Source organism: Hydrogenophaga sp. A37 (genome assembly GCF_002001205.1).
Taxonomy (GTDB): Bacteria; Pseudomonadota; Gammaproteobacteria; order Burkholderiales; family Burkholderiaceae_C; genus Hydrogenophaga.
Genome location: NZ_MUNZ01000188.1, coordinates 79,895 through 104,768, shown reverse-complemented (window position 1 = coordinate 104,768; position 24,874 = coordinate 79,895). Strand labels below are relative to the sequence as shown.

The 24,874-nt window shown below is 65.9% G+C and carries 19 protein-coding genes and 3 tRNA genes; 12 read left to right on the top strand and 10 right to left on the bottom strand.

Annotated elements, in window-relative coordinates; genetic code table 11:
• Positions 1-122: 122 nt before the first annotated feature.
• Positions 123-1,409: an L-rhamnose catabolism isomerase gene (rhaI, locus tag B0E41_RS25190; RefSeq protein WP_077335697.1), complete on the bottom strand. Its 1,287-nt coding sequence runs from the start codon at positions 1,407-1,409 to the stop codon at positions 123-125.
• Positions 1,410-1,512: 103 nt separating this feature from the next.
• On the bottom strand, positions 1,513-3,621 hold the full coding sequence (locus B0E41_RS25185) for a bifunctional rhamnulose-1-phosphate aldolase/short-chain dehydrogenase (RefSeq protein WP_077335695.1): 2,109 nt from the start codon (positions 3,619-3,621) through the stop codon (positions 1,513-1,515).
• Positions 3,622-3,777: 156 nt separating this feature from the next.
• On the opposite strand from B0E41_RS25185, the gene B0E41_RS25180 reads away from it, so the two are divergent.
• From B0E41_RS25180 to B0E41_RS25140, 9 genes are all read left to right on the top strand, one after another.
• Positions 3,778-4,734 (top strand): LysR substrate-binding domain-containing protein, encoded by a 957-nt coding sequence (locus B0E41_RS25180; protein ID WP_253195165.1) that lies wholly within the window; start codon positions 3,778-3,780, stop codon positions 4,732-4,734.
• 49 nt (positions 4,735-4,783) lie between these two features.
• A complete protein-coding gene (locus tag B0E41_RS25175) occupies positions 4,784-5,449 on the top strand; it encodes a TetR/AcrR family transcriptional regulator (RefSeq protein WP_077335691.1) in 666 nt (221 codons plus the stop codon).
• Complete coding sequence (locus tag B0E41_RS25170) at positions 5,446-6,639, top strand: efflux RND transporter periplasmic adaptor subunit (protein WP_077335689.1); 1,194 nt, start codon at positions 5,446-5,448, stop codon at positions 6,637-6,639. Before B0E41_RS25175 ends, B0E41_RS25170 begins: the two co-directional genes overlap by 4 nt.
• Before the next feature lie 10 nt (positions 6,640-6,649).
• On the top strand, positions 6,650-9,823 hold the full coding sequence (locus B0E41_RS25165) for an efflux RND transporter permease subunit (RefSeq protein ID WP_077335687.1): 3,174 nt from the start codon (positions 6,650-6,652) through the stop codon (positions 9,821-9,823).
• Positions 9,824-9,865: 42 nt separating this feature from the next.
• Positions 9,866-10,555 (top strand): protein-L-isoaspartate O-methyltransferase, encoded by a 690-nt coding sequence (locus tag B0E41_RS25160; RefSeq protein WP_253195163.1) that lies wholly within the window; start codon positions 9,866-9,868, stop codon positions 10,553-10,555.
• A gap of 23 nt (positions 10,556-10,578) precedes the next feature.
• Positions 10,579-10,926 carry a rhodanese-like domain-containing protein gene (locus tag B0E41_RS25155; protein ID WP_077335683.1) on the top strand — a complete coding sequence of 116 codons (348 nt, stop codon included), beginning with the start codon at positions 10,579-10,581 and terminating at the stop codon, positions 10,924-10,926.
• Between the two features lie 37 nt (positions 10,927-10,963).
• Positions 10,964-12,304: a TolC family outer membrane protein gene (locus B0E41_RS25150; RefSeq protein WP_077335681.1), complete on the top strand. Its 1,341-nt coding sequence runs from the start codon at positions 10,964-10,966 to the stop codon at positions 12,302-12,304.
• Positions 12,305-12,510: 206 nt separating this feature from the next.
• Positions 12,511-13,251 (top strand): glycosyltransferase, encoded by a 741-nt coding sequence (locus tag B0E41_RS25145; protein ID WP_077335680.1) that lies wholly within the window; start codon positions 12,511-12,513, stop codon positions 13,249-13,251.
• Between the two features lie 11 nt (positions 13,252-13,262).
• Positions 13,263-15,266 carry a 3-deoxy-D-manno-octulosonic acid kinase gene (locus B0E41_RS25140; protein ID WP_171984874.1) on the top strand — a complete coding sequence of 668 codons (2,004 nt, stop codon included), beginning with the start codon at positions 13,263-13,265 and terminating at the stop codon, positions 15,264-15,266.
• Positions 15,267-15,376: 110 nt separating this feature from the next.
• Here the strand turns inward: B0E41_RS25140 and B0E41_RS25135 are convergent, their stop codons facing one another.
• The 4 genes from B0E41_RS25135 to B0E41_RS25120 are packed head-to-tail and all read right to left on the bottom strand — an operon-like array spanning position 15,377 to position 19,788.
• Positions 15,377-16,690: an O-antigen ligase family protein gene (locus B0E41_RS25135; RefSeq protein ID WP_077335676.1), complete on the bottom strand. Its 1,314-nt coding sequence runs from the start codon at positions 16,688-16,690 to the stop codon at positions 15,377-15,379.
• An 8-nt stretch (positions 16,691-16,698) separates the two neighbouring features.
• On the bottom strand, positions 16,699-17,499 hold the full coding sequence (locus B0E41_RS25130) for a glycosyltransferase family 2 protein (protein WP_077335674.1): 801 nt from the start codon (positions 17,497-17,499) through the stop codon (positions 16,699-16,701).
• On the bottom strand, positions 17,492-18,388 hold the full coding sequence (locus B0E41_RS25125; RefSeq protein WP_253195161.1) for a glycosyltransferase family 2 protein: 897 nt from the start codon (positions 18,386-18,388) through the stop codon (positions 17,492-17,494). Before B0E41_RS25125 ends, B0E41_RS25130 begins: the two co-directional genes overlap by 8 nt.
• Positions 18,389-18,405: 17 nt before the next feature.
• Complete coding sequence (locus tag B0E41_RS25120) at positions 18,406-19,788, bottom strand: phosphomannomutase/phosphoglucomutase (protein ID WP_077335670.1); 1,383 nt, start codon at positions 19,786-19,788, stop codon at positions 18,406-18,408.
• A 117-nt stretch (positions 19,789-19,905) separates the two neighbouring features.
• Here B0E41_RS25120 and B0E41_RS25115 point away from each other — a divergent pair, with 117 nt between their 5' ends.
• The 3 genes from B0E41_RS25115 to B0E41_RS25105 are packed head-to-tail and all read left to right on the top strand — an operon-like array spanning position 19,906 to position 22,942.
• Positions 19,906-21,450, top strand: a complete 1,545-nt coding sequence (locus tag B0E41_RS25115) for a DNA-3-methyladenine glycosylase 2 family protein (protein WP_253195159.1) — start codon at positions 19,906-19,908, stop codon at positions 21,448-21,450.
• Positions 21,447-22,025, top strand: a complete 579-nt coding sequence (locus B0E41_RS25110) for a methylated-DNA--[protein]-cysteine S-methyltransferase (protein WP_077335666.1) — start codon at positions 21,447-21,449, stop codon at positions 22,023-22,025. Before B0E41_RS25115 ends, B0E41_RS25110 begins: the two co-directional genes overlap by 4 nt.
• 5 nt (positions 22,026-22,030) lie before the next feature.
• Positions 22,031-22,942: a DMT family transporter gene (locus tag B0E41_RS25105; protein WP_077335664.1), complete on the top strand. Its 912-nt coding sequence runs from the start codon at positions 22,031-22,033 to the stop codon at positions 22,940-22,942.
• A 103-nt stretch (positions 22,943-23,045) separates the two neighbouring features.
• Here B0E41_RS25105 and B0E41_RS25100 read toward each other — a convergent pair.
• From B0E41_RS25100 to gltX, 4 genes are all read right to left on the bottom strand, one after another.
• Positions 23,046-23,122 (bottom strand) — tRNA-Asp (locus B0E41_RS25100).
• A gap of 56 nt (positions 23,123-23,178) precedes the next feature.
• Positions 23,179-23,254 (bottom strand) — tRNA-Glu (locus tag B0E41_RS25095).
• A 75-nt stretch (positions 23,255-23,329) separates the two neighbouring features.
• Positions 23,330-23,405: transfer RNA gene (locus B0E41_RS25090), tRNA-Ala, on the bottom strand.
• Positions 23,406-23,480: 75 nt separating this feature from the next.
• Complete coding sequence (gltX, locus tag B0E41_RS25085; RefSeq protein WP_077335662.1) at positions 23,481-24,863, bottom strand: glutamate--tRNA ligase; 1,383 nt, start codon at positions 24,861-24,863, stop codon at positions 23,481-23,483.
• Positions 24,864-24,874 lie beyond the last annotated feature (11 nt).

Sequence of the window (24,874 nt, the reverse complement as noted above, 5' to 3'; positions counted from 1 at the left end):
TCGCGGTTGAAAAGGCCGACCTGTCGGGGTCGTTGTCCTGCCGTCGGTGTTGGGAAACGCCAGCGGTCAAGATGGGTTGGCCGGCGGGGCGGCTCGTGCGCCGCCCCGGCCGGTGAATGGGTTCACACGATGCCGCCGCCACCGCCCACGGCGGCCGGGCGCTCGCCGGCCACACGCTGGCGGTAGCCGCTGGCGCGGTAGGCGGCCACCGGGTCGAGGGCGCCACCGGCGTCCAGCCGCACGCGCTGCAGCAGCGGGGTCACGTCGGTCTGGAAGGCCTGCTTGAGCAGGTGCGTCGCGGTGAGCGCGTCGTTGGCCTCCTGCGCAGCGTCGAGCGCGGCGCGGTCCACCAGAAGGGCCTGCGCGTAACTGCGCTGCACCTGGACGGCGCTGGTCATCAGGCTCTCGATGGGGTCGGTCACGTTGTGGCTTTGGTCCAGCATGTAAGCCGGATCGAAGGCCACGCCCTCGTGCGCCGCGGCCACCAGCTCGTTGAACACCAGGAACAGGCGGTACGGCGAGACGGATCCCGCGTCGAGGTCGTCGTCACCGTATTTGCTGTCGTTGAAGTGGAAGCCCGCGAGCTTGCCGGCCGCGATCAGGCGCGCCACGATGAGTTCGATGTTCACGTTGGGCGCGTGGTGGCCCAGGTCGACCAGGCACTGCGCCTTCGGGCCCAGGGTCTGCGCGGCCAGGAAGCTCGATCCCCAGTCCTGGATCACGGTGGCGTAGAAGGCCGGCTCGCAGATCTTGTGCTCCAGCATCATGCGCCAGTCGCCCGGCAACGCCGCGTAGATCTGTTGTGCGCTCTCCAGGTAGCGGTCGAAGGCGCGGCGGAAATGCTGCTGGCCGGGGAAGTTGCTGCCGTCGCCCACCCACACCGTGAGCGCCTTGCTGCCCAGCGCCTGGCCGATGTCGATGCATTCGAGGTTGTGCACCACGGCCTGGGCGCGGGTGGCTGCGTCGGTGTGGCTCAGGCTGCCGTATTTGTAGCTGTGGGCCTGGCCCGGTTGGTCGCTGAAGGTGTTGGAGTTGATGGCGTCGAACGCCAGACCGGCGTTGGCCGCGGCCTGGCGCAGCTCGCTCCAGTCGCTGCACTTGTCCCATGGAATGTGCAGGCTCACCGTGGGCGTGGCGCGCGCCAGTTGCTGGATCACGCCGCAGTCCTGCAGCTTGTCGAACACATGGCGCGGTTCGCCCTGGCCGGGGAAGCGCGCGAAGCGCGTGCCGCCGGTGCCCACGCCCCAGCTGGGGATGGCCACACCGAAGGCCGCCACCTGCTGGCGCACGGTTTCGATGTCGATGTTGCGGCGCGCGAGTTGTTCGCCCAGGTGCTCGTAGTCGTGGTGCGCGTGGCGCGCCAGCGAGTAGTTGTGCGAGGCGAGAAAGCTGCTGTCGATGGTCTTCATGTTGTCTCCTTGTTGAGCGGGTGCCTGCGCAGCCCTCTCGTCTGTGGACGCCGCGGAACCGGCTTCGTTGGGCCGCTGGTGTCGCCCCCTGGGGGGCGGGGGGTTACCTTGTAAATGCCGCGAGGTTGCCCGCGTCCACGTTGAGGATGTTGCCGGTGCTCTTGGCGCTCAGGTGCTCGGCGGCGAAGAAATAGGTGGCCTCGGCGATGTCTTCCGGGAACACGCTGCGCTTGAGCATGCTGCGGTCGCGGTAGAAAGCTTCGAGGTCGCCTTCGTCGATCTTGTTGGCGGCGGCGCGTTCTTCGCTCCATTTTCCGGTCCAGATCTTGGAGCCGCGGATCACCGCGTCGGGGTTCACCACGTTGGAGCGGATGCCCAGCGGCGCGCCTTCCAGCGCGAAGCTGCGGCTGAGCTGGATCTCGGCGGCCTTGGCCGCGCAGTAGGCCGTGGCCTGGTTGCTCGCGACCATGCCGTTCTTGCTGGCGATCATGATGATGGCGCCGCCCGTGCCTTGCGCCTTCATCTGCTTGAAGGCCTCGCGGCCCACGAGGAAATAGCCCGTGGCCAGGATGCTCTGGTTTTTGTTCCACAGCGCGAGGCTGGTGTCTTCAATGGGCGCGGCCGAGGCGATGCCGGCGTTGCTCACCAGAATGTCCACACCACCGAATTCGATGGCGGCACGGTCGAATGCGGCGATCACGCTGGCCTCGTCGGTCACGTCGCAGCGCACGCCACGCACATGGTCTTTGCCGTGGGCCTTGGCGAGCTCGGCGCCCACCGTGTTGAGGGCGTCCTGGTCGATGTCGGCCAGCACCACGCAGCCGCCGTCGGCCAGGATGCGTTTCGCGATGGCCTGGCCGATGCCACCGGCGCCGCCGGTGACCAACGCCACCTTGCCCACCATGGGCTTGGGCTTGGCCATGCGCTGCAGCTTGGCTTCTTCGAGCAGCCAGTATTCGATGTCAAACGCCTCCTGCTCGGGCAGACCCACGTACCGGTCCACCGCGTTGGCTTCGCGCATGACGTTGATCGCGTTGACGTAGAACTCGCCAGCGATGCGGGCCGTGGCCTTGTCTTTGGCGATCGTCACCATGCCGATGCGCGGAAGCAGGATCACCACCGGGTTCGGGTCGCGCAGCGCCGGGCTGTTGGCGCGCTTGCAGCGTTCGTAATAGGCTGCGTAGTCGGCGCGGTAGCCGGCCAGCAGCTCGCTCAGACACGCCTTCAGCTCGGCGCCGTGCAGCTGGTAAACAGCCTCCGGCACGATCAGCGGGCGGATCTTGGTGCGCAGGAAGTGGTCGGGACACGAGGTGCCGAGCGCGGCCAGCGGTTCCAGGTCCTTGGAGTTCACAAAGTCCATCACCTCGGCCGAGGTGTTGAGGTGCAACAGTTTGGGCGAGCCTTCGGCCGACAGGCCGCGCAGCACCGGCAGCACGCGGGCCAGGGCGGCGTCGCGCTCGGCCTCGGCCAGCGGGGTCATGACCGCGCCGCCAAACACGGGCAGGTTGCGCGCCTCGCGTTCCTGGTTCAGCCAGGTCTGTGCGCGCTGGATCAGGTCCACCGTGTTCTCGTAACAGGCCTTCGAGGTGTCACCCCAGCTGAACAGGCCGTGGCCGCCCAGCACGATGCCGCGCAGGCCCGGGTTCGCGGCGTTGCAGGCCGCCAGCTGTTGGCCCAGTTCGTAGCCGGGGCGCAGCCAGGGCATCCAGCCCACGGTGCCGCCGAACACCTGTTTCGTGATGGCCTCGGAATTCGCCATGGCGGCGATGGCGATCACCGCGTCGGGGTGCATGTGGTCCACGTGCACATAGGGCAGGCTGGAGTGCAGCGGGGTGTCGATGGAGGCAGCGCGGGCGTTCAGGTTGAAGGTGCAGTGCGGCAGGTAGCCCACCATCTCGTCCTCGTTGGCCAGGCCACGGTACAGGCCCTTCAAGGCGCGCAGCTTGTCCATGTAGAGCGTGGAGAAGCCGTCGAGCTTCATCGAGCCCACGTCGCCGCCCGAGCCCTTGACCCACAGCACCTCGGTCTGTTCGCCGGTCAGTGGGTCTTGTTGCCAGATCTTGGCGGAGGTATTGCCGCCCCCGTAGTTGGTGATGCGCAGGTCGGAGCCCAGCAGGTTGGAGCGGTAGAGCAGCAACTGGGGTTCGTCCATGCCGGCGGTGGCGGCGTCGTTCCAGCTCGGGAAGGTGTGGGCAGAGGTCGGTGTGTTCATGGGGCGCGATCTTAGGCAGGCCCACCCATACGAGCAATTTATGAAAACTTATGCAACCCATCAAAACCACTTATAAAATTCGGCGCTGCCTGATTTCCGTGGCCGTCGGGCGGCCAAACGCACCCCAGCATTCGGGTAACCCATAGGAAAACTTCCGTGACGTCTTCGATGAACATCCGCCAGCTCAAGGTGTTTGAGGCCGTGGCGCGGCTCGGCGGCTTTTCTCGCGCGGCCGAGCAACTGGACATGACGCAGCCCGCCGTGTCCATGCTCGTGCGCCAACTGGAAAAAGAGCTGCGCATTGCCCTGTTCGACCCCAGCGACCGCAGGCGCCTGAGCGAGGCCGGGCGCGAACTCGTCTTGCACGCGCGGCGCATCCTCGCGCAGGTGAAAGACGCTGAACACGCCATGGCCTTCCATGAAGAAGGCGGCGTTGGCGACGGCGCTCGCGGCCCGCGCGGCCTGCTGCACCTGGGCGTGGTCTCGCCCGCCCACTACTTCGCGCCCCGCCTGCTGCACGCCTTCCACCAGCGCTTCCCCGACGTGCGGCTGAAGCTCACCGTGGCCAAGCGCTCGGAGATCCTGGACATGCTGGTCGAACACCAGTTGGACATTGCCATCACCGGCTACCCACCGTCCGAGGCCGACCTCGACGCCTCCAGTTTCGCCCGTCATCCCCACTGCATCGTGGCGGCGCCCGACCACCCGCTCGTCGGCAGGAAGGGCATTCCGTGGGCCGAGCTGCAGCACGAAGATTTCATCTTCCGCGAGCAGGGATCGTCCACCCGCTCGTTCCTGGAGCAGTTGCTGCAGGCCCAGTCGATCCAGGTGCGGCTGGGCATGGAGCTGGCCGGCAACGAAACCATCAAGCAGGCGGTGATGTGTGGCCTGGGCATCAGTTTTCTGTCGGCGCATGTGTTCCAGGTGGAGCTGGCGGCGGGCCGCATCGCGATGCTCGACGTGGTGGACATGCCGAAGTTCATCGACTGGTGTTTCATCCACCGCCGCGACACCGGCCTGAGCGGCGTCAACCTGGCCTTCAAGCAGTTTGTGTTCGACGAAGGCGCGCGCATCGCGGCGTGCGAGGGCGTCGTGGTGCCGGCCGCGCGTTGACAGCCCGTGCGCCGACTGGTTACATTACTGACCAGTCAGTCACTAAAAAATGGACACCTCTTCCACCACCGGCAAACGGGAGCGCCGCAAAGAAGCACGCCCCGGCGAACTGCTCGACGCCGCCCTCGCCCTGTTCGTTGAAAAAGGCTTTGCCGCCACCCGCGTCGAAGAGGTGGCCGCTCGCGCGGGTGTGTCCAAAGGCACGCTGTTTCTCTATTTCCCAAGCAAGGAAGAGCTGTTCAAGGCGGTGGTGCGCGAAACCATCTCCGGGCGCTTCTCGGAATGGAACCAGGAACTGGATCAGTTCCAGGGCGACAGCGCCGAGTTGCTGCGCTACTGCATGCATTCGTGGTGGGAGCGCATCGGCATGACGGCGGCCTCGGGCATCACCAAGCTGGTGGTGAGCGAGTCGGGCACCTTTCCCGAAATCGCCAACTTCTACCAGCAGGAAGTCATCGGCCCCGCCCACGACTTGCTCAAACGGGTGCTGCAACGCGGCGTGGACCGCGGCGAGTTCCGCCGCATGGACCTCGAATACGCGGTCTACAGCCTGCTGGCGCCCATGATTTTTCTGCTGATGTGGAAGCACTCCCTGGCGCCGTGCTGCCCGCCGAGCCAGCAATTGGACCCCATCACCTTCATCGACACACAGGTCGGCCTGCTGCTGGGCGGCATGTTGATCCACCCCATCTCTTCTGAAAAGCAAGCACCATGAGCCCTCATGCTTCCCGCTCCTCCTGGATCAAATGGCTTCTGCTGGGCGTGCTCGTCGTGGCCATCGGCTTGGGCGTGCTGCGTGCCCTGAACCAGCGCAAGGCGCGCAACGATGCGGCCGGAGCGGCGGCCGCGGCGACGCAGCAGGCGCCGGTGTACGCACTGTCGCCGGTGGACGTGGCCGTGGTGCAGCAGCTCGACATGGCGCAAGCCGTGGCGGTGTCGGGCTCGCTCAAGGCGCTGCAGACGGCGGCCATCAAGGCCAAGGTGGCGGGCGAGCTGCAGGGTCTGAGCAAGCGCGAAGGCGAGACGGTGCGGGCGGGCGAAGTAGTCGCGCGCATCGACAGCACCGAGGCGCAGGCGCGGGTGCGCCAGGCCGAGCAGCAGGCCCGGTCGGCGCAGGCGCAGGTGACCATTGCCCGGCGCACGCAGGAGAACAACCAGTCGCTGGTGAAGCAGGGCTTCATTTCTGCCACCGCGCTCGAGACCTCGTCGTCCAGCCTGGCCGCGGCCGAAGCCAACCACATGGCCGCCGTGGCGGCGCTGGACATTGCGCGCAAGACGCTGGGTGACACCACGCTGCGCTCGCCGCTGAGTGGCCAGGTGTCGGCGCGACTGGTGCAGAACGGCGAGCGGGTGGCGCTGGACGCGCGCGTGCTCGAAGTGGTGGACCTCTCCGGCTTCGAGCTGGAGGCCGCGCTGGCCCCGGCCGATGCCGTGGGCGTGATCGCGGGACAGAAGGCCCAGCTCCGGGTCGAAGGCCTGGCGGCGCCGGTGGACGCGGCGGTGGCGCGCATCAACCCCAGCGTGCAGCCGGGCAGCCGCAGCGTGCTGGTGTACCTGCGCGTGCCCGCAGCGGCCGGCATGCGCCAGGGCCTGTTCGCCCAGGGCGAGATCGTCACGGGCCGGCTGAACGCGCCAGCGGTGCCGCTCTCGGCCGTGCGCAACGACAAACCACAGCCCTATCTGCAGATCGTGCAGGCCGGAAAGGTGGCCCATGTGCCAGTGACGCTGGAACGCCAGGGCGCGCTGAACGGCGAGCCCATGCTGATCGTGGAAGGCGTGAAGGCGGCGCCGGTGGGCACGCAGCTGCTGCGCGCGCAAGCCGGGCTGATCCGAGAGGGCACTGAGGTCAAGCTTGCGACCCCGGTGGCGGCAACGGCCGCGCCGACCACCACCGCCACCCACTGAGCGCCGCACCATGTGGTTCACCCAGGTTTCGCTGCGCAACCCGGTCTTCGCGACCATGGTGATGCTCGCCTTGATGGTGCTCGGGCTGTTTTCGTTCCAGCGCCTCAAGGTCGATCAGTTCCCCAACATCGACTTCCCCGTGGTGGTGGTCACCACCGAGTACCCCGGCGCATCGCCCGAGATCGTGGAGAGCGAAGTCACGAAGAAGGTGGAGGAAGCGGTCAACGCCATCGCGGGGGTCAACGCCCTCACCTCGCGCAGCTATGAAGGCCAGTCGGTCGTCATCATCGAGTTCCAGTTGCACATCGACGGCCGCAAGGCAGCAGACGACGTGCGCGAGAAGATCGCCATCCTGCGTCCGAGCTTTCGCACGGACGTGAAGGAGCCGCGCGTGCTGCGCTTCGACCCGTCGGCGCGCTCGATCTGGTCTGTTGCGGTATTGCCTGAGGCCGTGAACGGCAAAGCGCCGTCGGCGGTGGAGCTCACCACCTGGGCCGAACAGACGCTCAAGAAACGCATGGAAAACGTGCGCGGTGTGGGCTCGGTGACGCTGGTCGGTGGCACGCGCCGCGCGGTCAACATCGACCTCGATCCCTCGGCCATGGAAGCGCTGGGCGTCACCGCCGACCAGATCGCCACGGCGGTGCGCAACGACAACCAGGACCTGCCGGTGGGCACGCTCAAGACCACCGAGCGCGACCGCGTGGTGCAGGTGCTCTCGCGGCTGCAGAACCCGAAAGACTTTGAAGACATCATCGTTGCGCGGCGTGGCGGCAACCCGGTGCGGCTCTCGCAGGTGGCCAGGGTGAGCGACGGCACGCAGGAGGTGTCCAGCCTCGCGCTCTACAACGGTCAGCGCACGCTGCTGCTGCAGGTGCAGAAGGCGCAGGACGAGAACACGATTGCCGTGACCGACGGCTTGAAGAAGACCATCGAATCGCTCAAGGCCGAGCTGCCGCCGGGCGTGCGGCTGGAGCCCATCGCCGACGGCTCGCGGCCGATCCGCGTGTCGGTGGACAACGTGCGCCGCACGCTGATCGAAGGCGCGCTGCTGACCGTGCTGATCGTGTTCCTGTTCCTGAACTCGTGGCGCTCGACCGTGATCACCGGCCTGACGCTGCCGATCTCGGTGATCGGCACCTTCTTCTTCATGAACCTGTTTGGCTTCACCATCAACATGATCACGCTGATGGCGCTCACGCTCTCGGTGGGCCTGCTGATCGACGATGCCATCGTGGTGCGCGAGAACATCGTGCGCCATGTGCAGATGGGCAAGAAGCCGTACGACGCTGCGATGGACGGCACACAGGAGATCGGCCTTGCGGTGCTGGCAACCACGCTGTCCATCGTGGCGGTGTTCCTGCCCATCGGCTTCATGGGCGGCATCATCGGCAAGTTCTTCCACGAGTTCGGTATCACCATGGTGGCGGCGGTGCTGATCTCGATGTTCGTCAGCTTCACGCTCGACCCGATGCTGTCCTCGATCTGGCACGACCCAGAGATCGAAAAACACGGCCAACACGCCGCGCCCGTCACGCTGTACGACAAGACCATTGGCCGCGTGACCGGCTGGTTCGACCGCATGCAGGACAGCATGACCGACACCTACCAGGGCGCCCTGCGCTGGTCGCTGACCCACAAGCTGTCCACACTGGCGCTGGCGCTGGTGGTGTTCGTCGGCAGCGTCTTCATGGTGCCGCTGCTGGGCACCGAGTTCGTGCCCAAGGCCGACTTCTCGGAAACCTCGCTCTCGTTCCACACGCCCGTGGGCTCTTCGCTGGAAGCGACCGAGGCCAAGACGAAACAGGTCGAGGCGATCCTGCGCGAGTTCCCTGAGGTGAAGTACACGCTCTCGACCATCAACACCGGCAACGCGCAGGGCACGATGTACGCGAGCGTCTACGTGCGCCTGGTCGACCGCCAGGACCGAAGCCTCAACGCCGACACCATGGCCGCGAAGCTGCGCGACCGGCTGCGCACGGTGCCGGGCATCAACGTGACGCACGCGGGCTTGCTGGACCCGGTGGGCGGCAACAAGCAGGTTGAGTTCTCACTGCAGGGCGACGACCTGGCCGAGCTGGAGCGCCTGACGGCGACGGTGATGGAGCGCATCCGGCCCATCGTCGGCCTGGTGGACCTGGACGCCAGCGTCAAACCCAACAAGCCGACGGTGGACGTGATCATGCGGCGCGAGATCACGTCGGACGCGGGCCTGAGCGCGGCCTCGGTGGCGGGCAGCCTGCGCACCCTGGTGGCCGGCCAGACGGTGGGCAACTGGCGCGCGGCCGACGGCGAGAGCTACGACGTGAACGTGCGCCTGGCGCCCGAGCAGCGCGCGCGCACCAGCGACCTGGAGCAACTGCCCTTCGTGGTCGGCACCGCCGCCGACGGCACGGCGCGCGTGGTGCGGCTGGGCCAGGTGGCGCAGGTGCTGGAATCGACCGGCCCGAACCAGATCAACCGCCGCAACCTGAACCGCGAAGTCGCCATCAACGCCAACGTGTTCGGCCGTTCGGCGGGCGATGTGTCGGCCGAGATCCGCCAGGTGCTCGACACCATTGCCATGCCGCCGGGCTACCGCTACGAGTTCGGCGGTTCGACCAAGAACATGCAGGAATCGTTTGCCTATGCAGTCTCAGCGCTGGCGCTGGCCATCATCTTCATCTACATGATCCTGGCCAGCCAGTTCCAGAGCTTCCTGCAGCCGCTGGCGCTCATGACCGCGCTGCCGCTCACGCTGATCGGTGTGGTGCTGGCGCTGCTGATGTTCGGCTCGACCATGAGCATGTTCTCGGTGATCGGCGTGGTGCTGTTGATGGGCCTGGTCACGAAGAACGCCATTCTGCTGGTGGACTTCGCCATCCGAGCCCGCGAAGGCTTCGAAGGTCAGCCCCCGCTGGACCGGGACAACGCCCTGCTGCTCGCTGCCCGGGTGCGGCTGCGCCCCATCCTCATGACCACGCTGGCCATGGTGTTCGGCATGGTGCCGCTGGCTTTTGCGCTGACCGAAGGCTCGGAGCAGCGCGCGCCCATGGGCCAGGCCGTGATCGGCGGCGTCATCACCTCGTCGATCCTGACGCTGGTGGTGGTGCCCGTGGTCTATTGCTACATGGACGACCTCGCGAACTGGGCACGGCGCCTGTTGGGGCGCGGCGTCAGCGGGGCAGAGACCCCCGCTCGGTAAAATGGACACAGTTCGGCTAACATACCCACCGGAGTATCAAAGATGACCTCTATCACCCCCATGAGCCTGGACCAGGCGCGCTTCAACATGATCGAACAGCAAGTCCGCCCCTGGGAGGTGCTGGACCCAGCCGTGCTGGCTTTGCTGGACACCGTCAAGCGCGAGCAGTTTGTGCCCGTTGCGCAGAAGGCGCTGGCCTATGTGGACATGGAGCTGCCGCTCGGCCTGGGCGCTGACCAGGTGATGCTCGCGCCGCGCGTGCAGGCCCGCCTGGTGCAGGACCTGGCCGTCAAGCCGACCGACAAAGTGCTGGAGATCGGCACCGGCAGCGGCTTCACCACGGCCTTGCTGGCCAGCCTGGCGCAGCGCGTGGTGTCGCTGGAGATTGACGACGCCACCGCCCGCACCGCCCGTGCCCACCTGCAGCAGGCCGGCATCGCCAACGCCGAGGTGCGCGTGGCCGACGCCACCGCCAACGGCTTCGCTGCCTGCGCGCTCGAAGGCCCGTGGGACGTGATCCTGATCGCGGGCTCCGTGGCCGAAGTGCCAGCGGCCCTGTTGAACCTGCTGGCCCCCGGCGGACGCCTCGCCGCCATCGTCGGCCATGAGCCGGTGATGCGCGCTTCGTTCATCACCCGCACCGGCGACGCCGCCTTCAGCACCACGCAGCCCTGGGACACCGTAGCACCCCGCTTGCGGAACTTCTCCGAGCCGTCGCGCTTTCAGTTCTGAGCCTCACACCGCGCGAGCCCACCATGCAATCCATCCACCCCGCACAGATCGACGAATGGATCCAGCACGCCAGCACCCTGGCACCGGGTGTCACGCCGGTGGTGCTGGACGTGCGCGAGCCCTGGGAAATGCAGACGGCGTCGGTCCAAGCCGTGGGCTTTGACCTGGTGGCCATGCCCATGCGCAGCGTGCCCGCGCGATACCCCGAACTCGACCGCGACCGACCCATCGCCTGCCTGTGCCACCACGGCGCACGCAGTGCCCAGGTGGCGCATTTCCTGATGCAGAACGGCTTCAGTGCCGTCGTCAACATCCACGGTGGCATCAACGCCTGGTCGCAGCAGCGCGACCCCAGCGTGCCCTTGTACTGACCACCACCGCGCCACTCCGAAGTCCCAAGGAACGACCATGACAGCCCTGCCCTTCCCTCACCCCGTGCTCAGCCACCTGGCGCTGGCCATCGCACTGGCGCTGGGCGGCGCTGCGAGCGCGCAAGCGCAGAGCCTGGTCGATCTCTACGAAGCGGCGCGGGGCTTCGACTCCACGCTGCAATCGGCGCGCGCCCAGCACGACGCTGCGCTCGCCAAGGCCGAGCAGGCCAAGGCCGGGCTGCGCCCCCAGGCGGGCCTGGGCGCCGGGGCCAGCTGGGCCAACAGCAGCAACAGCGTCACCGACACCAGCAAGACCAGCAACTCGCAGAACGTCGCCCTCTCGGCGAGCCAGCCCCTGTACCGGCCGGTCAACCGCTTCAACAACGAGCAAGGCCAGCTGTCGATCGACATCGCCAAGGCCCAGCTCGATGCCGCCGAACAGGACCTGATCGTTCGCACCGCGCAAGCGTATTTCGACGTGTCGGCGGCCCAGGACACGCTGACCTTCGTGCAGGCGCAGAAAACCGCAGTGGCCGAACAACTGGCTTCCGCCAAACGCAATTTTGAGGTCGGCACCTCGACCATCACCGACTCCCGCGAAGCCCAGGCCCGATTTGATCTCGTGCTCGCGCAGGAGATTGCCGCCAGCAACGACCTGCTGGTCAAGAAGCTGGCCCTCGACCAGTTGGTGGGCCGCAGTGGCGCCACACCCCGCGCGCTGGCTGCGCCAGTCAGCCTGCCTGCTCTGCTGCCCGCCGACCCCGAAGCCTGGGTGCAAGACGCCCTGCGCCAGCACCCCGTGGTCCGGCAGACCGACAAGGCCTTCGAGATCGCCGAGATCGAGGCGCAGAAGGCCCAGGCCGGCCACAAGCCCACGCTCGACCTCGTGGGCCAGTACCAGGTCGCCCGCGGCCCCAGCTCCAACTTCCCCACCGCTGGCAACGTGCGCAGCAACACCGCCAGCGTGGGCCTGCAGTTCAACCTGCCGCTGTACGCGGGCGGCGCGATCCAGAACCGGGTGAAGGAAGCACTGGCCTTGGTGGAAAAATCGCGCGCCGACAGAGAGACCGCGCTGCGCAACATCAGCCAGGCCACCCGCAGCGCCTACTTCGGCGTGCTCTCCGGCATGGGCCAGGTCAAGGCGCTCGAAGCGGCCGAGGCCTCCAGCCAGAGTGCGCTCGACGCCAACAAGCTGGGCTACCAGGTCGGTGTGCGCATCAACATCGACGTGCTCAACGCCCAGAGCCAGCTGTTCCAGACCAAGCGCGATCTGGCTGTCGCGCGCTACAACGTGCTGGTGGGCCAGTTGCGACTGAAGCAGGCCGGTGGCGTGCTGAAAGCCGAAGACCTGCAGCCCGTCAACGCATTGTTGAAATAGCTCCCCCCTGCGCCGCTACGCGGCTTCCCCCCAGGGGGACCACGCCCTTGGACCGGCAAAGCCGGATCTTCGGCGTGCGCTGGCAAAGGCACGTGCTCCGGAGAGGGGTTGGACGGGCTGGGCTGGATGTGTGCTGGGATAAACTGCCGGGTGCACTGCGGCGGACATGTCGTCCGACCACAGAGGGCAACAGACAAAGGTGATTCATGCAAGCGGTCAATGTGCTGTGCATCAAATGGGGCAAGAAATATGGCCCCGAGTACGTCAACAAGCTGCACAGCATGGTCCGCCGTCACCTGCACCGGCCGTTCCGGTTCGTGTGCCTGACCGATGACGGCGCCGGCATCGATCCCACCATCGAAGTCAAACCGATCCCCATGGTCGGTTTCGATCAGTTCGACCAACGCAAGCCCTGGACCTTCGGTCACGGCTGGCTCAAGCTCACCAGCTTCGCCAACCCGCTGTACGACCTGCAGGGCCGCACGCTCTTTCTCGATCTGGACATCGTGATCGTGGACAGCCTGGACCCTTTCTTTGAACAGCCCGGCGAGTTCGTCGTGATCAAGGAGTGGGACAAGAAGGACGGCACGGGCAACACCTCGTGCTATGTCTACACCATCGGTGCCCACACCGACGCGCTGGACCACCTGAAAAACGACTACCCCGCTTCGATCAGCACCGTGCGCAATGAGCAGGAGTTCATCACCCTGTACCTCGCGCGCCAGGGCAAGCTCAGCTACTGGCCCGACGCGTGGTGCCGCAGTTTCAAGCGCCACTGCCTTCAGCGCGGACTCATGGGATGGTTGAAGCCACCCACGATCCCTGAAGGCGCTCGCATCATCGCCTTCCACGGCAAGCCCAACCCACCCGACGCGATCGCCGGCGTGAGTGGCAAGTGGTACCGGCGCGTCATGCCGACCCAATGGGTCGCCGACCATTGGCGCTGAAGGGGCCAGGCATGGCGCATCGCAGCTACCGGCTGCTGATGCGTGCCCTGACGTTGCCGGTACTGAGCTGGCTGTGGCTGCGCGGGCACAAGGACGCGGGCTACCGCGAGCGCCTGGGTGAACGCCTCGGCTTCATCGACCCCACGCCCGCCTCGGCCGGCGGCCTCTGGATCCACGCCGCCTCCGTCGGCGAGGTCCAGGCGGCCCGGCCGTTGATCGCGGCCCTGCGCACCGAATGGCCCGACCACACCATCACCGTCAGCACACAGTCTCCCAACGGCGCACGCACGTTGCGCGCGCACTGGGGTGACGCCATCCAGCATGTGTATGCCCCCATCGACACCCCGGGTGCGGCGGGACGTTTTCTGGATCGGTTGCAACCATCGATGCTGGTGCTCATCGAGCGCGAAATCTGGCCCGAGTGGCTGTGTCAATGCCGCCAGCGCCTGATTCCCGTGGCGCTGGTGAACGCCCGTCTGTCTGCAGATTCCGCCGCTTCGTACGAGCGCTGGCGTGCGTTGATGCGGCCGGTGTGGGCGCAACTGGCGGTGGTGGCCGCGGCCGACGCGCCGAGCGAGGAGCGCTACGCGACGCTCGGTGTGCCACGGAAACACCTGCTGCACACAGGCAACCTGAAGTTCGATCAGCGCGACACCCAAGAAGATGCCCACAGCCTGCCCTGGCTCGAGCGCCGTGCCGTCGTGGTCGCGGGCAGCACGCACGAAGGCGAAGAGAGCGCACTGATCGCGTCATGGCACGAGCTGGCGCGCCAGATTCCGGGCGCGTTGCTGATCCTGGTGCCCCGCCACCCCGAGCGCTTCGACGCGGTCGCACAAGAGCTGGAAGAAGGTGGCCTGAGCTACGTCCGGCGCAGCCGTGGAGAGACACCGATCGACAGCACCAGCGTGCTCCTTGCCGACACCATGGGGGAGTTGACGTTGTGGTACCTGCACGCCAGCGTCTGCTTCATCGGCGGCAGTCTGGTGCCCATCGGCGGACACAACGCGCTCGAAGCAATGACCTGTGCCAAGCCTGTGCTCTTCGGGCCCCACACCCACCATTTTCAAGAGCTGTACCAGGACGTGGAAGCCAGCGGCGCGGGTGAACGCATCGACTCGGCCCGCCTGCTCATGCACACCGCAGCACAGTGGATGCGCGACAAAACCCTGCTCCAGCGAAAAGGCCAACAGGCCCGCGACTTCGTGCTGCGCCAGCAAGGCAGCAGCCAGCGCACCCTGGAGACGCTGCGCCAGGTCTGGGCACCGATGCATCCCCCCTTGCTGTCACCGGTGTCGGCGCAGGAAGCGGGCGCTCAGACTTTGTGGCACGACCCCCAACGGATCACCGTTTGCGATGCGGCGCTGTTCGAAGCCCCGTCGACCAATGGGTCGACGCTGGCCACGGGCAGCGGTCGTGGCCAGGCGCACCGCATCAGCCTTGACCTCGGTGAAGGTGTGCTGCGCCACTACCGGCGCGGTGGCCTGATGGCCCGGCTCAGCCCGGACCGCTACCTGGGTCGCCAGGCACGGGACAGCCGAGCCATGGCCGAATTCACGTTGCTGAGGCGCATGCACGCCTGGGGTCTGCCGGTGCCGGCGCCGGTGGCGGCGCGTCAACGACGCGCCGGCTGGGGCTACACGGCCGACATCGTGGTCGCGATGATTCCGCAGACCCGCAACGTGGCGCAGTGCCTGTCCGATGCGCCCCTGCCGGACGCGGCCTGGCGGGCGCTGGGTACGGCGATCCGCCGCCTGCACGACCGGCAGGTCTTCCACGCCGACCTCAACTGCCACAACCTTCTGATCAACGCCACCGGCGAGGCCTGGATCGTGGACTTCGACAAGTGCGCGTTGCGCGCAGGCGAGGCCTGGAAGGCCCAGAACCTGGATCGCCTCTTGCGCTCATTGCGCAAGGAAAAGGAACGGCGCAACCCGTTCCACTGGGACGAATCGGGCTGGGGCGCCTTGTTGCTGGCGTATTCAGGTTCAGGCTCGGCGCCGGCCCCCCGCGACTGAGTTTTCATACGGCTTTGCATTCAAGCGTAGAACAAGGCGCGAAGCCGCAGACAGTGCGAAAGCACGGCATGGCGTTGCAACGCAGTTATACGTTTGAAGGCAACGCCGTATCAGGCGGGACTGGCAGGCGCACCACCGGTGTTGACGATCTCGGCCACTGGTTCTGGCCGTCCCGCCGACGCCAGCAACAGCGCCGTCATGAGGATGAAGAACTGGCTCTCGGTCGACAGCCACAAGGAGCTGTGCGTCATGTTGGACGTGAACATGATCGACACAAAGGCCAGCATCAGCGCGCGGTGGGTTCGTTGGTAGCGCAGGGATTGGCGCACGATGGCAGCCATGAACCAGAGAATCAGCACCAGGCCCGGCAGCCCTTGTTCGAAATAGAACAGGATGAACTGGTTGTGGGGGTGGGGGCAGATGGCCGCGCAGAAGGCCGGGTCTTGAAAGTAGGTCCGGGCGATCACCGGGTACGAAGCGGTACCCGCGCCCATGAGCTTGGCGTTGTCGGTGTGTTTGGCCATGAAGCGCCACACCTCGATGCGCGCGCCCACCGAGGTCACCGTGTTGGCGCTGTGGTTCTGTGCTTCCTGAAGCGCCAGGTTGGTGCGGTGCTTGAAGTGCGGCGAAAGGTGGTAGGCGGAGGTCAGTGCCAGGGCACCCACCAGCACCACACCAAAGAGCTTTTGCGGCCGTCGCCACAGCAGCGTGAGCGCAAACACCACCAGGGACAACAACAGACCGATGTACCCCGTGCGGCTCTCGGTGAGCACCAGAACGCTGGTCGCCCCCAAGCTCGCCACCAGCCAGAACCCCAGCGCCTTCCACCGCGACGAAGCCTTGTACGCCCAGTGGACATTGAGGGCCACGAACAGCGACATCATGATGCCCTGGGAGATGTGGTCCTTGAACACCGTGTGGTCGGCGCCGAAGCCCTGGTTGACGGTGCGCGACCACGGAAGCTGGAACCAGACGTTCAGCCAGGTGGACGCCAGCGTGAACAGCATCGCCAGCCCGAAAGCGGTCCAGCAATGCGCCCGGTCTTCCCGCCGCGCCAACAGGTAGATGAAGATCGGCAGCAGCACGAATTTCAGGTACTTCCTGTAGTAGCCCATGATCTCGTCCCAGCTCGCAGGTGACCAGAACGAGGCCAGCACCACCAGCAAGGCCAGTGCCAGCGCAGGCCGCACCACCGGATGGGCCCAGGACCGCTGCAGAAAATCGCGTCCGTCCAAACGGTCCAGGCTGAACAGCCAGAACACCACGCTGACCAGGATCAGGCTGTTGGCCAGTGCCACCGAAACCGGAAAGGCGCCGAACACCAGCGCCAGGCTGTAGATCGCCGCCCTGCGGGAAAAAAGTCTGAAACTCATCTGTGCCTTGTTGTCTTCGCCGACCTTGGCGGCCGGTCTTTGCATCACCATGTCGTGCCTCACCGCTTCACCATGGTCGGACCGGGCACGGGCCGGTCGTACTTGATGATCACGTAACGGAAGAAGCACTCCATCGCCACCAGCAGGCAAAACAGGAACCCTTCGGCGCCGCAGAGAAAACCCCTGCGAAACACATACAGGCGCACAAAGTTGCTCAGGGCAGAAGCGAGTCCACGCCACACGCCCCCGCGGCGCCCCATCTGCACTCGCCGCACGGCACCCAGCTGGGCGTATTGCGCCATCTTCAACAAGCCGCCGTACACGGTCTCGCGTGAATGGTGAAGCAGGCGGGTCTGGAAGGTCTTGACGGGCGTCAGCGGATCGCGCAATACCGCGTGCTCGTGCACGACCCCTTCGTAGCGCAACAGCTGGTCGGAGCGGAACAGGCGCCACACGCCGCCTTCGGTCTTGGCCATGAGGTGCAGGGTCCTTCCAAAAGCCACCTGATCCCAGTAGATCTTCCAGACCGCGTTGTCGCCCGTGTCCACGGCCGCACGGATTTCCTTCTGAAGGCCCTCGGGAATGACCTCGTCCGCATCGAGAAAGAACACGTAGTCGGTCTGCACATGGGTCAACAGGCGGTTGCGTTGCTCGGCAAAACCTTGCCAGGCCGTGTAGGCGTGCACCTGCGCGCCCAGCTCTTCCGCTATCTCGCGGGTGCGGTCGCTGCTGCCGCTGTCGATCACCAACACCTGATCGGCAAACGACGCGCTCTGGATGCACTGAGCGATCCGGTGCGCCTCGTTGAGCGTGAGGATGCCGATGCACAGCGTGGGCAAAGGGGTTCGGGTTTCAGCCACGCGCCCTCCAGTTGATGAGCCCACGCCAGCGCCCGAACATCCGGGCCAGCAGCTTGGGTGAAAAAACAATGGCCCGCAACGGCAGCCCGAGGGTGGTGGTCAGGACCAGCCAGCGGCGCAGGCGCATCGCTTCGTCGCGCGAGCGGTACTTGCTCGCAAACAGCAGCTTCGACTGCGCGTGGTGGTAACCCCGACCGTACTCGTGGCGCCAGGGGTTGGCCCCCCGAACCGAACCGCGCGAGTGGTGGACGGCGAGCACGGACGGCACGACCACGATGTTCTGACCGGCCTTGAAAAGCCGCAGGCACAGGTCGTCGTCCTCGTAGTACAGGAAAAACTGTTCGTCGAAGAAACCGACGTCCCGAAACAAGGCCATGCGAAACAACATGGCGGCGCCACACACAAAGCCCACGCACAGCGGGCCTTCGGCCGCAGGCCCGCGGGGGGGCCACAGGTTCTGGGGCCAGCGGTAGTTCACCTCGGGCTTGCCTGAGGGACTGACCAGTTGCGGCGCGATCACGGCCCCCTGGGGGAAAGTGTCAGCGGCTTGCAGCAGGCTCCGCAAGCCCTCGACGCTGATCTCGCAGTCCGGGTTGAGCAGAAACGCAAACGGCGTCTGCACGCGCGCCAGAGCCCGGTTGTTGGCCGCACCAAAACCCAGGTTGCGACCGTGGTCCAGCACGATCGCGTGCGCCCAGAACTGGCGCGCCATCGTCGACGTGCCGTCGCCACTGCCGTTGTCGGAAATGATCACGTTGGGGCAGCGGGACAGCAAGGCGTCCAGGGCGTGCAGACAGTGCGCGCTCTCGTGGGTGACCACCACCACCGTGACGGTGTCCATGGCGCCTTCGCACAGGCCCTGGTCTTCCTCTGAAACAGGAACGCTCATGGACGAAGTGAGAGGCATCAGTGCGCGCTGGCGCCCACCACCGCGTCGGGCTTGGCCTGTCGCAGCAGGGTCAGCATGGCGGTTTCGATGCGGTGCAGTGCTTCGGCCGTGTGACCTTCGAAACGCAGCACCAGCACCGGCGTGGTATTCGATGCACGGATCAGGCCAAAACCATCGGGCCAGTCCACCCGCACACCGTCGATGGTCGAGGTTTTGGCGGGGGCGTCAAAACGCGCCAGCGCCATCAGGCGGTCCACCACCGCGTGGGGTTCACCCTCGGCGCAGGCGACGTTGAGTTCCGGCGTGCTGTGACTGGTGGGCAAGGCATGGAGCACGGCGTTGGCGTCGGGGCTGCGACTGAGGATCTCCAGCAGACGGGCGCCGGCGTAGCTGCCGTCGTCGAAACCGAACCAGCGTTCCTTGAAGAAAATGTGGCCGCTCATCTCGCCGCCCAGCGGGCTGTCCAGCTCCTTCATGCGGGCCTTGATCAGCGAGTGGCCGGTCTTGTAGATGTGTGCCACGCCGCCAGCGGCTTCAATGGCCGGTGCCAGGCGCTGTGAGCACTTCACATCAAAGATGATGTTGCCACCCGGCACGCGCGACAACACGTCTTGCGAGAACAGGATCATCTGGCGATCAGGGAAGATGTTGTGGCCATCCTTGGTCACGATGCCCAGGCGGTCACCGTCGCCGTCGAAGGCCAGACCCAGCTCGGCGTCGGTCTCGCTCAAGGTGCGGATCACGTCCTGCAGGTTTTCCGGTTTGCTCGGGTCCGGGTGGTGGTTCGGAAAGTTGCCATCCACCTCGCTGAAGAGCTCGATGACCTCACAACCCAGCGCCCGGAACAGCGCGGGCGCCGAGGCACCGGCCACGCCATTGCCGCAGTCCACCACAATCTTCATCGGCCGCGCCAGCTTCACATCGCCCACGATGCGATCGGTGTAGGGTTTCAGCACGTTCACATGCCGCACCCGGCCGCCGTCCGTCTTCTGGTGGCTTTCGGCCTCCATCATGCGGCGCAGGGCCTGGATGTCCTCGCCATAGATCGCCCGGCCACCGAGCACCATCTTGAACCCGTTGTAGTCCTTGGGGTTGTGGCTGCCCGTGACCTGGATGCCGCTGTTGCACAGCGTGTGGGCAGCGAAATACAGCATGGGCGTGGTCGCCAGACCGATGTCGATCACGTCGATCCCTGCCGCCACCAACCCGCGAATCAGTGCCGCCGAGAGGCCGGGCCCGCTCAGGCGCCCATCGCGTCCCACAGCCACCGTCACTTCGCCAAGCTGCCGAGCCATCGTGCCAAAGGCCAGTCCCAGCGCTTCCGCGACGGACTCGTTGAGGGCACCGGGCACGATGCCACGGATGTCATAAGCCTTGAAGATGGACGCGGTCAACTGCATGGGAGGCTCTCGGTGGACGCAAACCCTGCATTGTAGGTGGCGAGGCGAACAACCCCGGTCGGGCAGATGTCCGGAAACGGCCAGCCAGGAACGACCCCAGGGCCTACCATGGCGGCCATGAACAGCACCACGGCCCTGGACGACGAAGCCCGCTACCGAGCCTTGTGCGCCCACGACGCGCGGTTCGACGGCCGCTTTTTCACGGCGGTCACCTCGACCGGCATCTACTGCCGGCCCATTTGTCGGGTGCGCACACCGCGTCGGGAAAACTGCCGTTTTTTTGAGCATGCGACCCAGGCTGAGCAGGCCGGTTTTCGACCCTGTCTGCGCTGCCGGCCGGAGTTGGCACCGCTGGATCGCCATTGGTCCACCGAGGACGCCAGCGTCATCCTGGTCCAGCAAGCCAGCCGCTGGCTGGACGCGCCGCCCTCCTGGCTCGACCCGGCGACCGAAGGCGCAGCCATGGGACTGCTGGCCGCCCGACTGGGCGTGAGCGACCGCCACCTGCGCCGGGTCTTTGGCAGCCAGCTCGGCGTGTCGCCGCTGCAATACCTGCTGACGCGCAAGCTGCTCGCCGCCAAACAGCTGCTGGCCGATACCGCCATGCCGGTGTCCCAGATCGCCCTGGCCAGCGGATTCGCCAGCCTGCGCCGATTCAACGCGGCGTTCCTGGAGCGCTACGGCCTCAACCCCACGCAGATGCGGCGCGGTCAAACCGCCAAGACCGCTGGTGGCAACGCTGGCTGCAGCGGCGAGGTGCGGCTCTCGTGGCGCCCGCCCTTCGACGCCAGCGCCATGTTGAGCTTCCTGGCCATCCGGCAATTGCCAGGGGTGGAGCACGTGAACCCCGAAGCGTTCAGCCTCCAGCGAACCCTGCAATTGACCGTCGCCCAGCGGACCCACACAGGATGGCTGTCGGTGAGGCTGGTGCCCGACGCCCGCCAGCTCGTCCTGCGCGTGAGCGACGGGCTGCTCCCGGTGTTGCCCAGCGTGATCTGGCGTGTGCGCGAGGTGTTCGATCTGGACGCCGATCCCGCGACCATCAACGCGACGCTGCACGCCGACTTCCCCGACGGCGATGGCTTGCGGGTCCCGGGGTGCTTCGACGGATTCGAGCTGGCCGTGCGCGCCGTGCTCGGACAGCAGATCACCGTTGCCGCCGCACGCACCCTGGCCACCCGCCTGCTGGACCGCTTCGGCACGCCTGTTGAGACCCCAAACAGCGAGCTGAACCGCCTGTTTCCCAGCCCGCACACCTTGGCTTCGGCCGACCCTGCCCGTCTGGGCGAGATCGGCATCGTGCGCCAGCGCCAGGCCGCCCTGCAGGCGCTGGCCCGCGCGGTGGCCGATGGCTCACTGGAACTGGATGGTCGCGCCCCCATGGACCAGACCGTGCAAACACTGCAAGCCCTTCCCGGCATCGGCCCCTGGACCGCCCAATACATCGCCATGCGCGCCCTGCGCTGGCCCGACGCCTGGCCTGTGGGTGATGTGGCCCTGATCAAGACCCTCGGCATCCTAGGGCGGGGACGGACCGCCACACTCGAAGCCGACCGGCAATCGGCCGCCTGGCGCCCCTGGCGCAGCTACGCCGTGATCCGCGCCTGGGCCGGCACCCATGCCACCAACCCCATCCTTTCTTCTGGAACGCCAACACCATGACCCCCACCACGCACCGGGTGAAAACCACTGTACTCTCGCCACTGGGCCCTTTGCTGCTGGCCGCCACACCCTCGGGTTTGAGCGGCGTCTGGTTCATGGACCAGCGGTACCTGCCTGCAGAACGGCAGATCCAGGACTGGACACCCGTTCAGGACAACGCCATCCTGAACACGGCGGCCGCCCAGTTGACCGCCTATTTTGAACAGCGCCTCGACCGCTTTGAACTGCCGCTGGACCTGTCCGCAGGCACCGCGTTTCAGTCATCGGTCTGGCGCGCTCTGCTCGACATTCCTTTTGGCCAGACACGGAGCTACGGCGAACTGGCCCGCGCCATCGGCAAGCGCGATGCGGTGCGCGCCGTGGGCGCGGCCATCGGGCGGAATCCCCTGGGCATCGTGGTGCCATGCCACCGGGTGGTTGGCGCTCAGGGCGCACTCACCGGCTATGCAGGCGGGCTTGACCGCAAAGCGGCCCTGCTGCGGCTCGAAGGCGCATTGATCGACAAAGCGCATCAATCGCAGGGGCAAACAACATCAACGGGCAACCCCACCGCACAGCCTTTGCCGGCACACTGAGCCCCATGTCGCCCGCCCTTCTTCTTGAGTTTTTCCTGCTCGCCGCCCTCTGGGGCTCATCGTTCCTGTTCATGCGCCTGGGCGCTGCCGAATTCGGCGCACTGCCCACGGCGGGTCTGCGGGTCGCACTCGCCGCGCTGTTCCTGCTGCCGGTATTCCTCATCAAAGGCGTCTGGGCCGACTTCCGGCAGCGCGCCCGACCCATTTTGTTTGTTGGCCTGCTGAACTCGGGCATTCCGTTTGCGCTGTTTGCTTTCGCCGTGTTGCACATCACCACCGGCTTGACCTCCATCCTCAATGCCACCGTTCCCCTGACCGGTGCGGTGGTGGCCTGGCTCTGGCTCAAGGACCGACCCAGCGGCTCCCGCATGTTGGGCTTGCTGATCGGCTTTGTCGGCGTGACCCTGCTGGTGATCGGGAAATCCGGATTCAGCGCCACCGGCGTGACCGCTGCCGCGTCCATCGGCACGACCTTGCTGGCCATGGGCGCCTGCCTGCTGGCCACCACGTGTTATGGCCTGGCCGCCAGTTACACCAAGCGCTACCTGACCGGCGCACACCCTCTGGCCACGGCCACCGGCAGCCAGATCGGCGCTGCGCTCGGCCTGGCGCTGCCCACGTTCTGGTTCTGGCCCGAGACACCCGTGAGTCTGGGCGCTTGGGGTGCGCTCGCGGCGGTGGCCTTGTTCTGCACATCCATCGCCTACATCCTGTTTTTCCGCATCATCGAAAAAGCAGGCCCATCCAAGGCGCTGACCGTCACGTTTCTGGTCCCGGTGTTTGCACTGGTGTACGGTGTGTTTTTTCTAGACGAAAGCATCACCCCCTGGATGGTGACCTGTGGCGTCATCATCATTTGTGGTACCGCGCTCTCGACCGGGCTGGTGCGTCTGGGCAGGCTGGACCGAGCAACTTGAGGGCAGCACGCTGCTTATAGCAACCACACTCCAGACCAAACCCATTCTGAAGCACACAAGAAAAAACCGCCGCAGTCTTGCAACTGGGCGGTTTGTCTATAACTGGCGGAGTGGACGGGGCTCGAACCCGCGACCCCCGGCGTGACAGGCCGGTATTCTAACCAACTGAACTACCACTCCGCAGTGGTGCAGCTTTTGCCTGATGCCTTTCAGCTTCAAGCCAAGTGCCACAAACTTGGCGACCCTACGGGGATTCGAACCCCGGTACTCACCGTGAAAGGGTGATGTCCTAGGCCTCTAGACGATAGGGTCAAAACCTTGGAACTTCCAGAACTCCGCATTGTATCAGCGGCGCAATCGCTTATCCGATACAAGCTTCACAAACTGTGGTGGAGGTAAGCGGGATCGAACCGCTGACCTCTTGCATGCCATGCAAGCGCTCTCCCAGCTGAGCTATACCCCCACAGGGTGTGTCGATTCACGCTTCACATGTCACCGCTTGGTGTGAATCAGCAAGCCTCAAATTATAGGACATTTTTCAGGCGTTTTGAAGCCTTGCCAAAACTGTTTGCTGATTTTGCAGTTCGAGCACCGCATCGAGCGACGGCGTCTGGGCCGTGCCCATCACCAGCACGCGCACCGGCATGGCCAGTTGCGGCATCTTGATGCCATGGGCAGTGATGGTTTCCTTGATGGCGGTCGAGATGCTGGCTTTGTCCCAGGCACCAGCAGCCAGCTTCTGCGCCAGCGTCGACAACGCGGGTTTGATCAGCTCGGTGACGTGTTGGGCAAGCTCTTCTGCGCTCGGCGTCACATCCCCATAGAACGCTGCAGCCCACCCGGCCAACGCCACCGTGGTGTCGCAGCGGTCCTTGAACAGACCGCAGATGCGGGCCAGGCGGTCGTCGGCGGTGATGCCGCGTTTTGCCAACTGCTCGGCCACCAGGGTGCTGAGCGCCACATCGTCCATCGCCTTCATGTGCTGGGCATTGACCCAGCGCAGCTTGGCTTCATCGAACTGCGCGGCGCTGCGGCCGAGGTGGTCCAGGTTGAACCATTCGAGGAACTGCGCGCGGCTGAAGATTTCGTCGTCGCCATGGCTCCAGCCCAGGCGCGCGAGGTAGTTCACCATCGCATCGGGCAGGTAGCCTTCGTCGCGGTACTGCGTCACGGGCTTCGCGCCGTTGCGCTTGCTCATCTTCTCGCCCAGCTCGTTGAGCACGGTGGGAAGGTGAGCGTAGACCGGTGGCTCTTTGCCGAGCGCACGGAAGATGTTGATCTGTCGCGGCGTGTTGTTGACATGGTCATCGCCACGGATCACATGGGTGATGGCCATGTCGATGTCGTCCACCACCACGCAGAAGTTGTAGGTGGGCGTGCCGTCGGGCCGCGCGATCACCAGGTCATCCAGCTCGTCGTTGCGAATTTCGATCAAGCCCTTGACCTTGTCGTCCCAGGCAACCACGCCGCCTTGCGGGTTCTTGAAGCGCAGCACGGGCTTCACGCCTTCAGGCACCGGCGGCAAGACCTTGCCCGGCTCGGGACGCCAGGTGCCGTCGTAGCGCGGCTTCTCTTTGTTGGACATCTGGCGCTCGCGCAGCGCGTCGAGTTCGGCCATGCTCATGTAGCAGGGATAGACGTGTCCGTCGGTCACCATGTCGGCCAGCACCGCCTTGTAGCGGTCCATGCGCTGCATTTGATAAAAGGGGCCCTCGTCGTGGTCCAGGCCGAGCCACTTCATGCCCTCAATGATCACGTCCACCGCCGCCTGCGACGAGCGTTCCAGGTCGGTGTCTTCGATGCGCAGGATGAAGGTGCCGCCGGTGGCGCGGGCGAACGCCCAAGGGTAAAGCGCCGAGCGGATGTTGCCCAGGTGGATGAAACCGGTGGGCGAGGGAGCGAAGCGAGTGCGAACGGTCATGGAATGGTTCA

Bases quoted from the DNA above. Each gene is read 5' to 3' on its own strand.
- B0E41_RS25170 (WP_077335689.1), top strand. From the start codon at position 5,446: ATGAGCCCTCATGCTTCCCGCTCCTCCTGGATCAAATGGCTTCTGCTG.
- B0E41_RS25160 (WP_253195163.1), top strand. From the start codon at position 9,866: ATGACCTCTATCACCCCCATGAGCCTGGACCAGGCGCGCTTCAACATG.
- B0E41_RS25145 (WP_077335680.1), top strand. From the start codon at position 12,511: ATGCAAGCGGTCAATGTGCTGTGCATCAAATGGGGCAAGAAATATGGC.
- gltX (WP_077335662.1), bottom strand. From the start codon at position 24,863: ATGACCGTTCGCACTCGCTTCGCTCCCTCGCCCACCGGTTTCATCCAC.
- B0E41_RS25115 (WP_253195159.1), top strand. From the start codon at position 19,906: ATGAACAGCACCACGGCCCTGGACGACGAAGCCCGCTACCGAGCCTTG.
- B0E41_RS25120 (WP_077335670.1), bottom strand. From the start codon at position 19,788: ATGCAGTTGACCGCGTCCATCTTCAAGGCTTATGACATCCGTGGCATC.
- B0E41_RS25175 (WP_077335691.1), top strand. From the start codon at position 4,784: ATGGACACCTCTTCCACCACCGGCAAACGGGAGCGCCGCAAAGAAGCA.
- B0E41_RS25185 (WP_077335695.1), bottom strand. From the start codon at position 3,621: ATGAACACACCGACCTCTGCCCACACCTTCCCGAGCTGGAACGACGCC.
- B0E41_RS25110 (WP_077335666.1), top strand. From the start codon at position 21,447: ATGACCCCCACCACGCACCGGGTGAAAACCACTGTACTCTCGCCACTG.
- B0E41_RS25135 (WP_077335676.1), bottom strand. From the start codon at position 16,690: ATGGTGATGCAAAGACCGGCCGCCAAGGTCGGCGAAGACAACAAGGCA.
- rhaI (WP_077335697.1), bottom strand. From the start codon at position 1,409: ATGAAGACCATCGACAGCAGCTTTCTCGCCTCGCACAACTACTCGCTG.
- B0E41_RS25105 (WP_077335664.1), top strand. From the start codon at position 22,031: ATGTCGCCCGCCCTTCTTCTTGAGTTTTTCCTGCTCGCCGCCCTCTGG.
- B0E41_RS25140 (WP_171984874.1), top strand. From the start codon at position 13,263: ATGGCGCATCGCAGCTACCGGCTGCTGATGCGTGCCCTGACGTTGCCG.
- B0E41_RS25165 (WP_077335687.1), top strand. From the start codon at position 6,650: ATGTGGTTCACCCAGGTTTCGCTGCGCAACCCGGTCTTCGCGACCATG.
- B0E41_RS25125 (WP_253195161.1), bottom strand. From the start codon at position 18,388: ATGAGCGTTCCTGTTTCAGAGGAAGACCAGGGCCTGTGCGAAGGCGCC.
- B0E41_RS25155 (WP_077335683.1), top strand. From the start codon at position 10,579: ATGCAATCCATCCACCCCGCACAGATCGACGAATGGATCCAGCACGCC.
- B0E41_RS25150 (WP_077335681.1), top strand. From the start codon at position 10,964: ATGACAGCCCTGCCCTTCCCTCACCCCGTGCTCAGCCACCTGGCGCTG.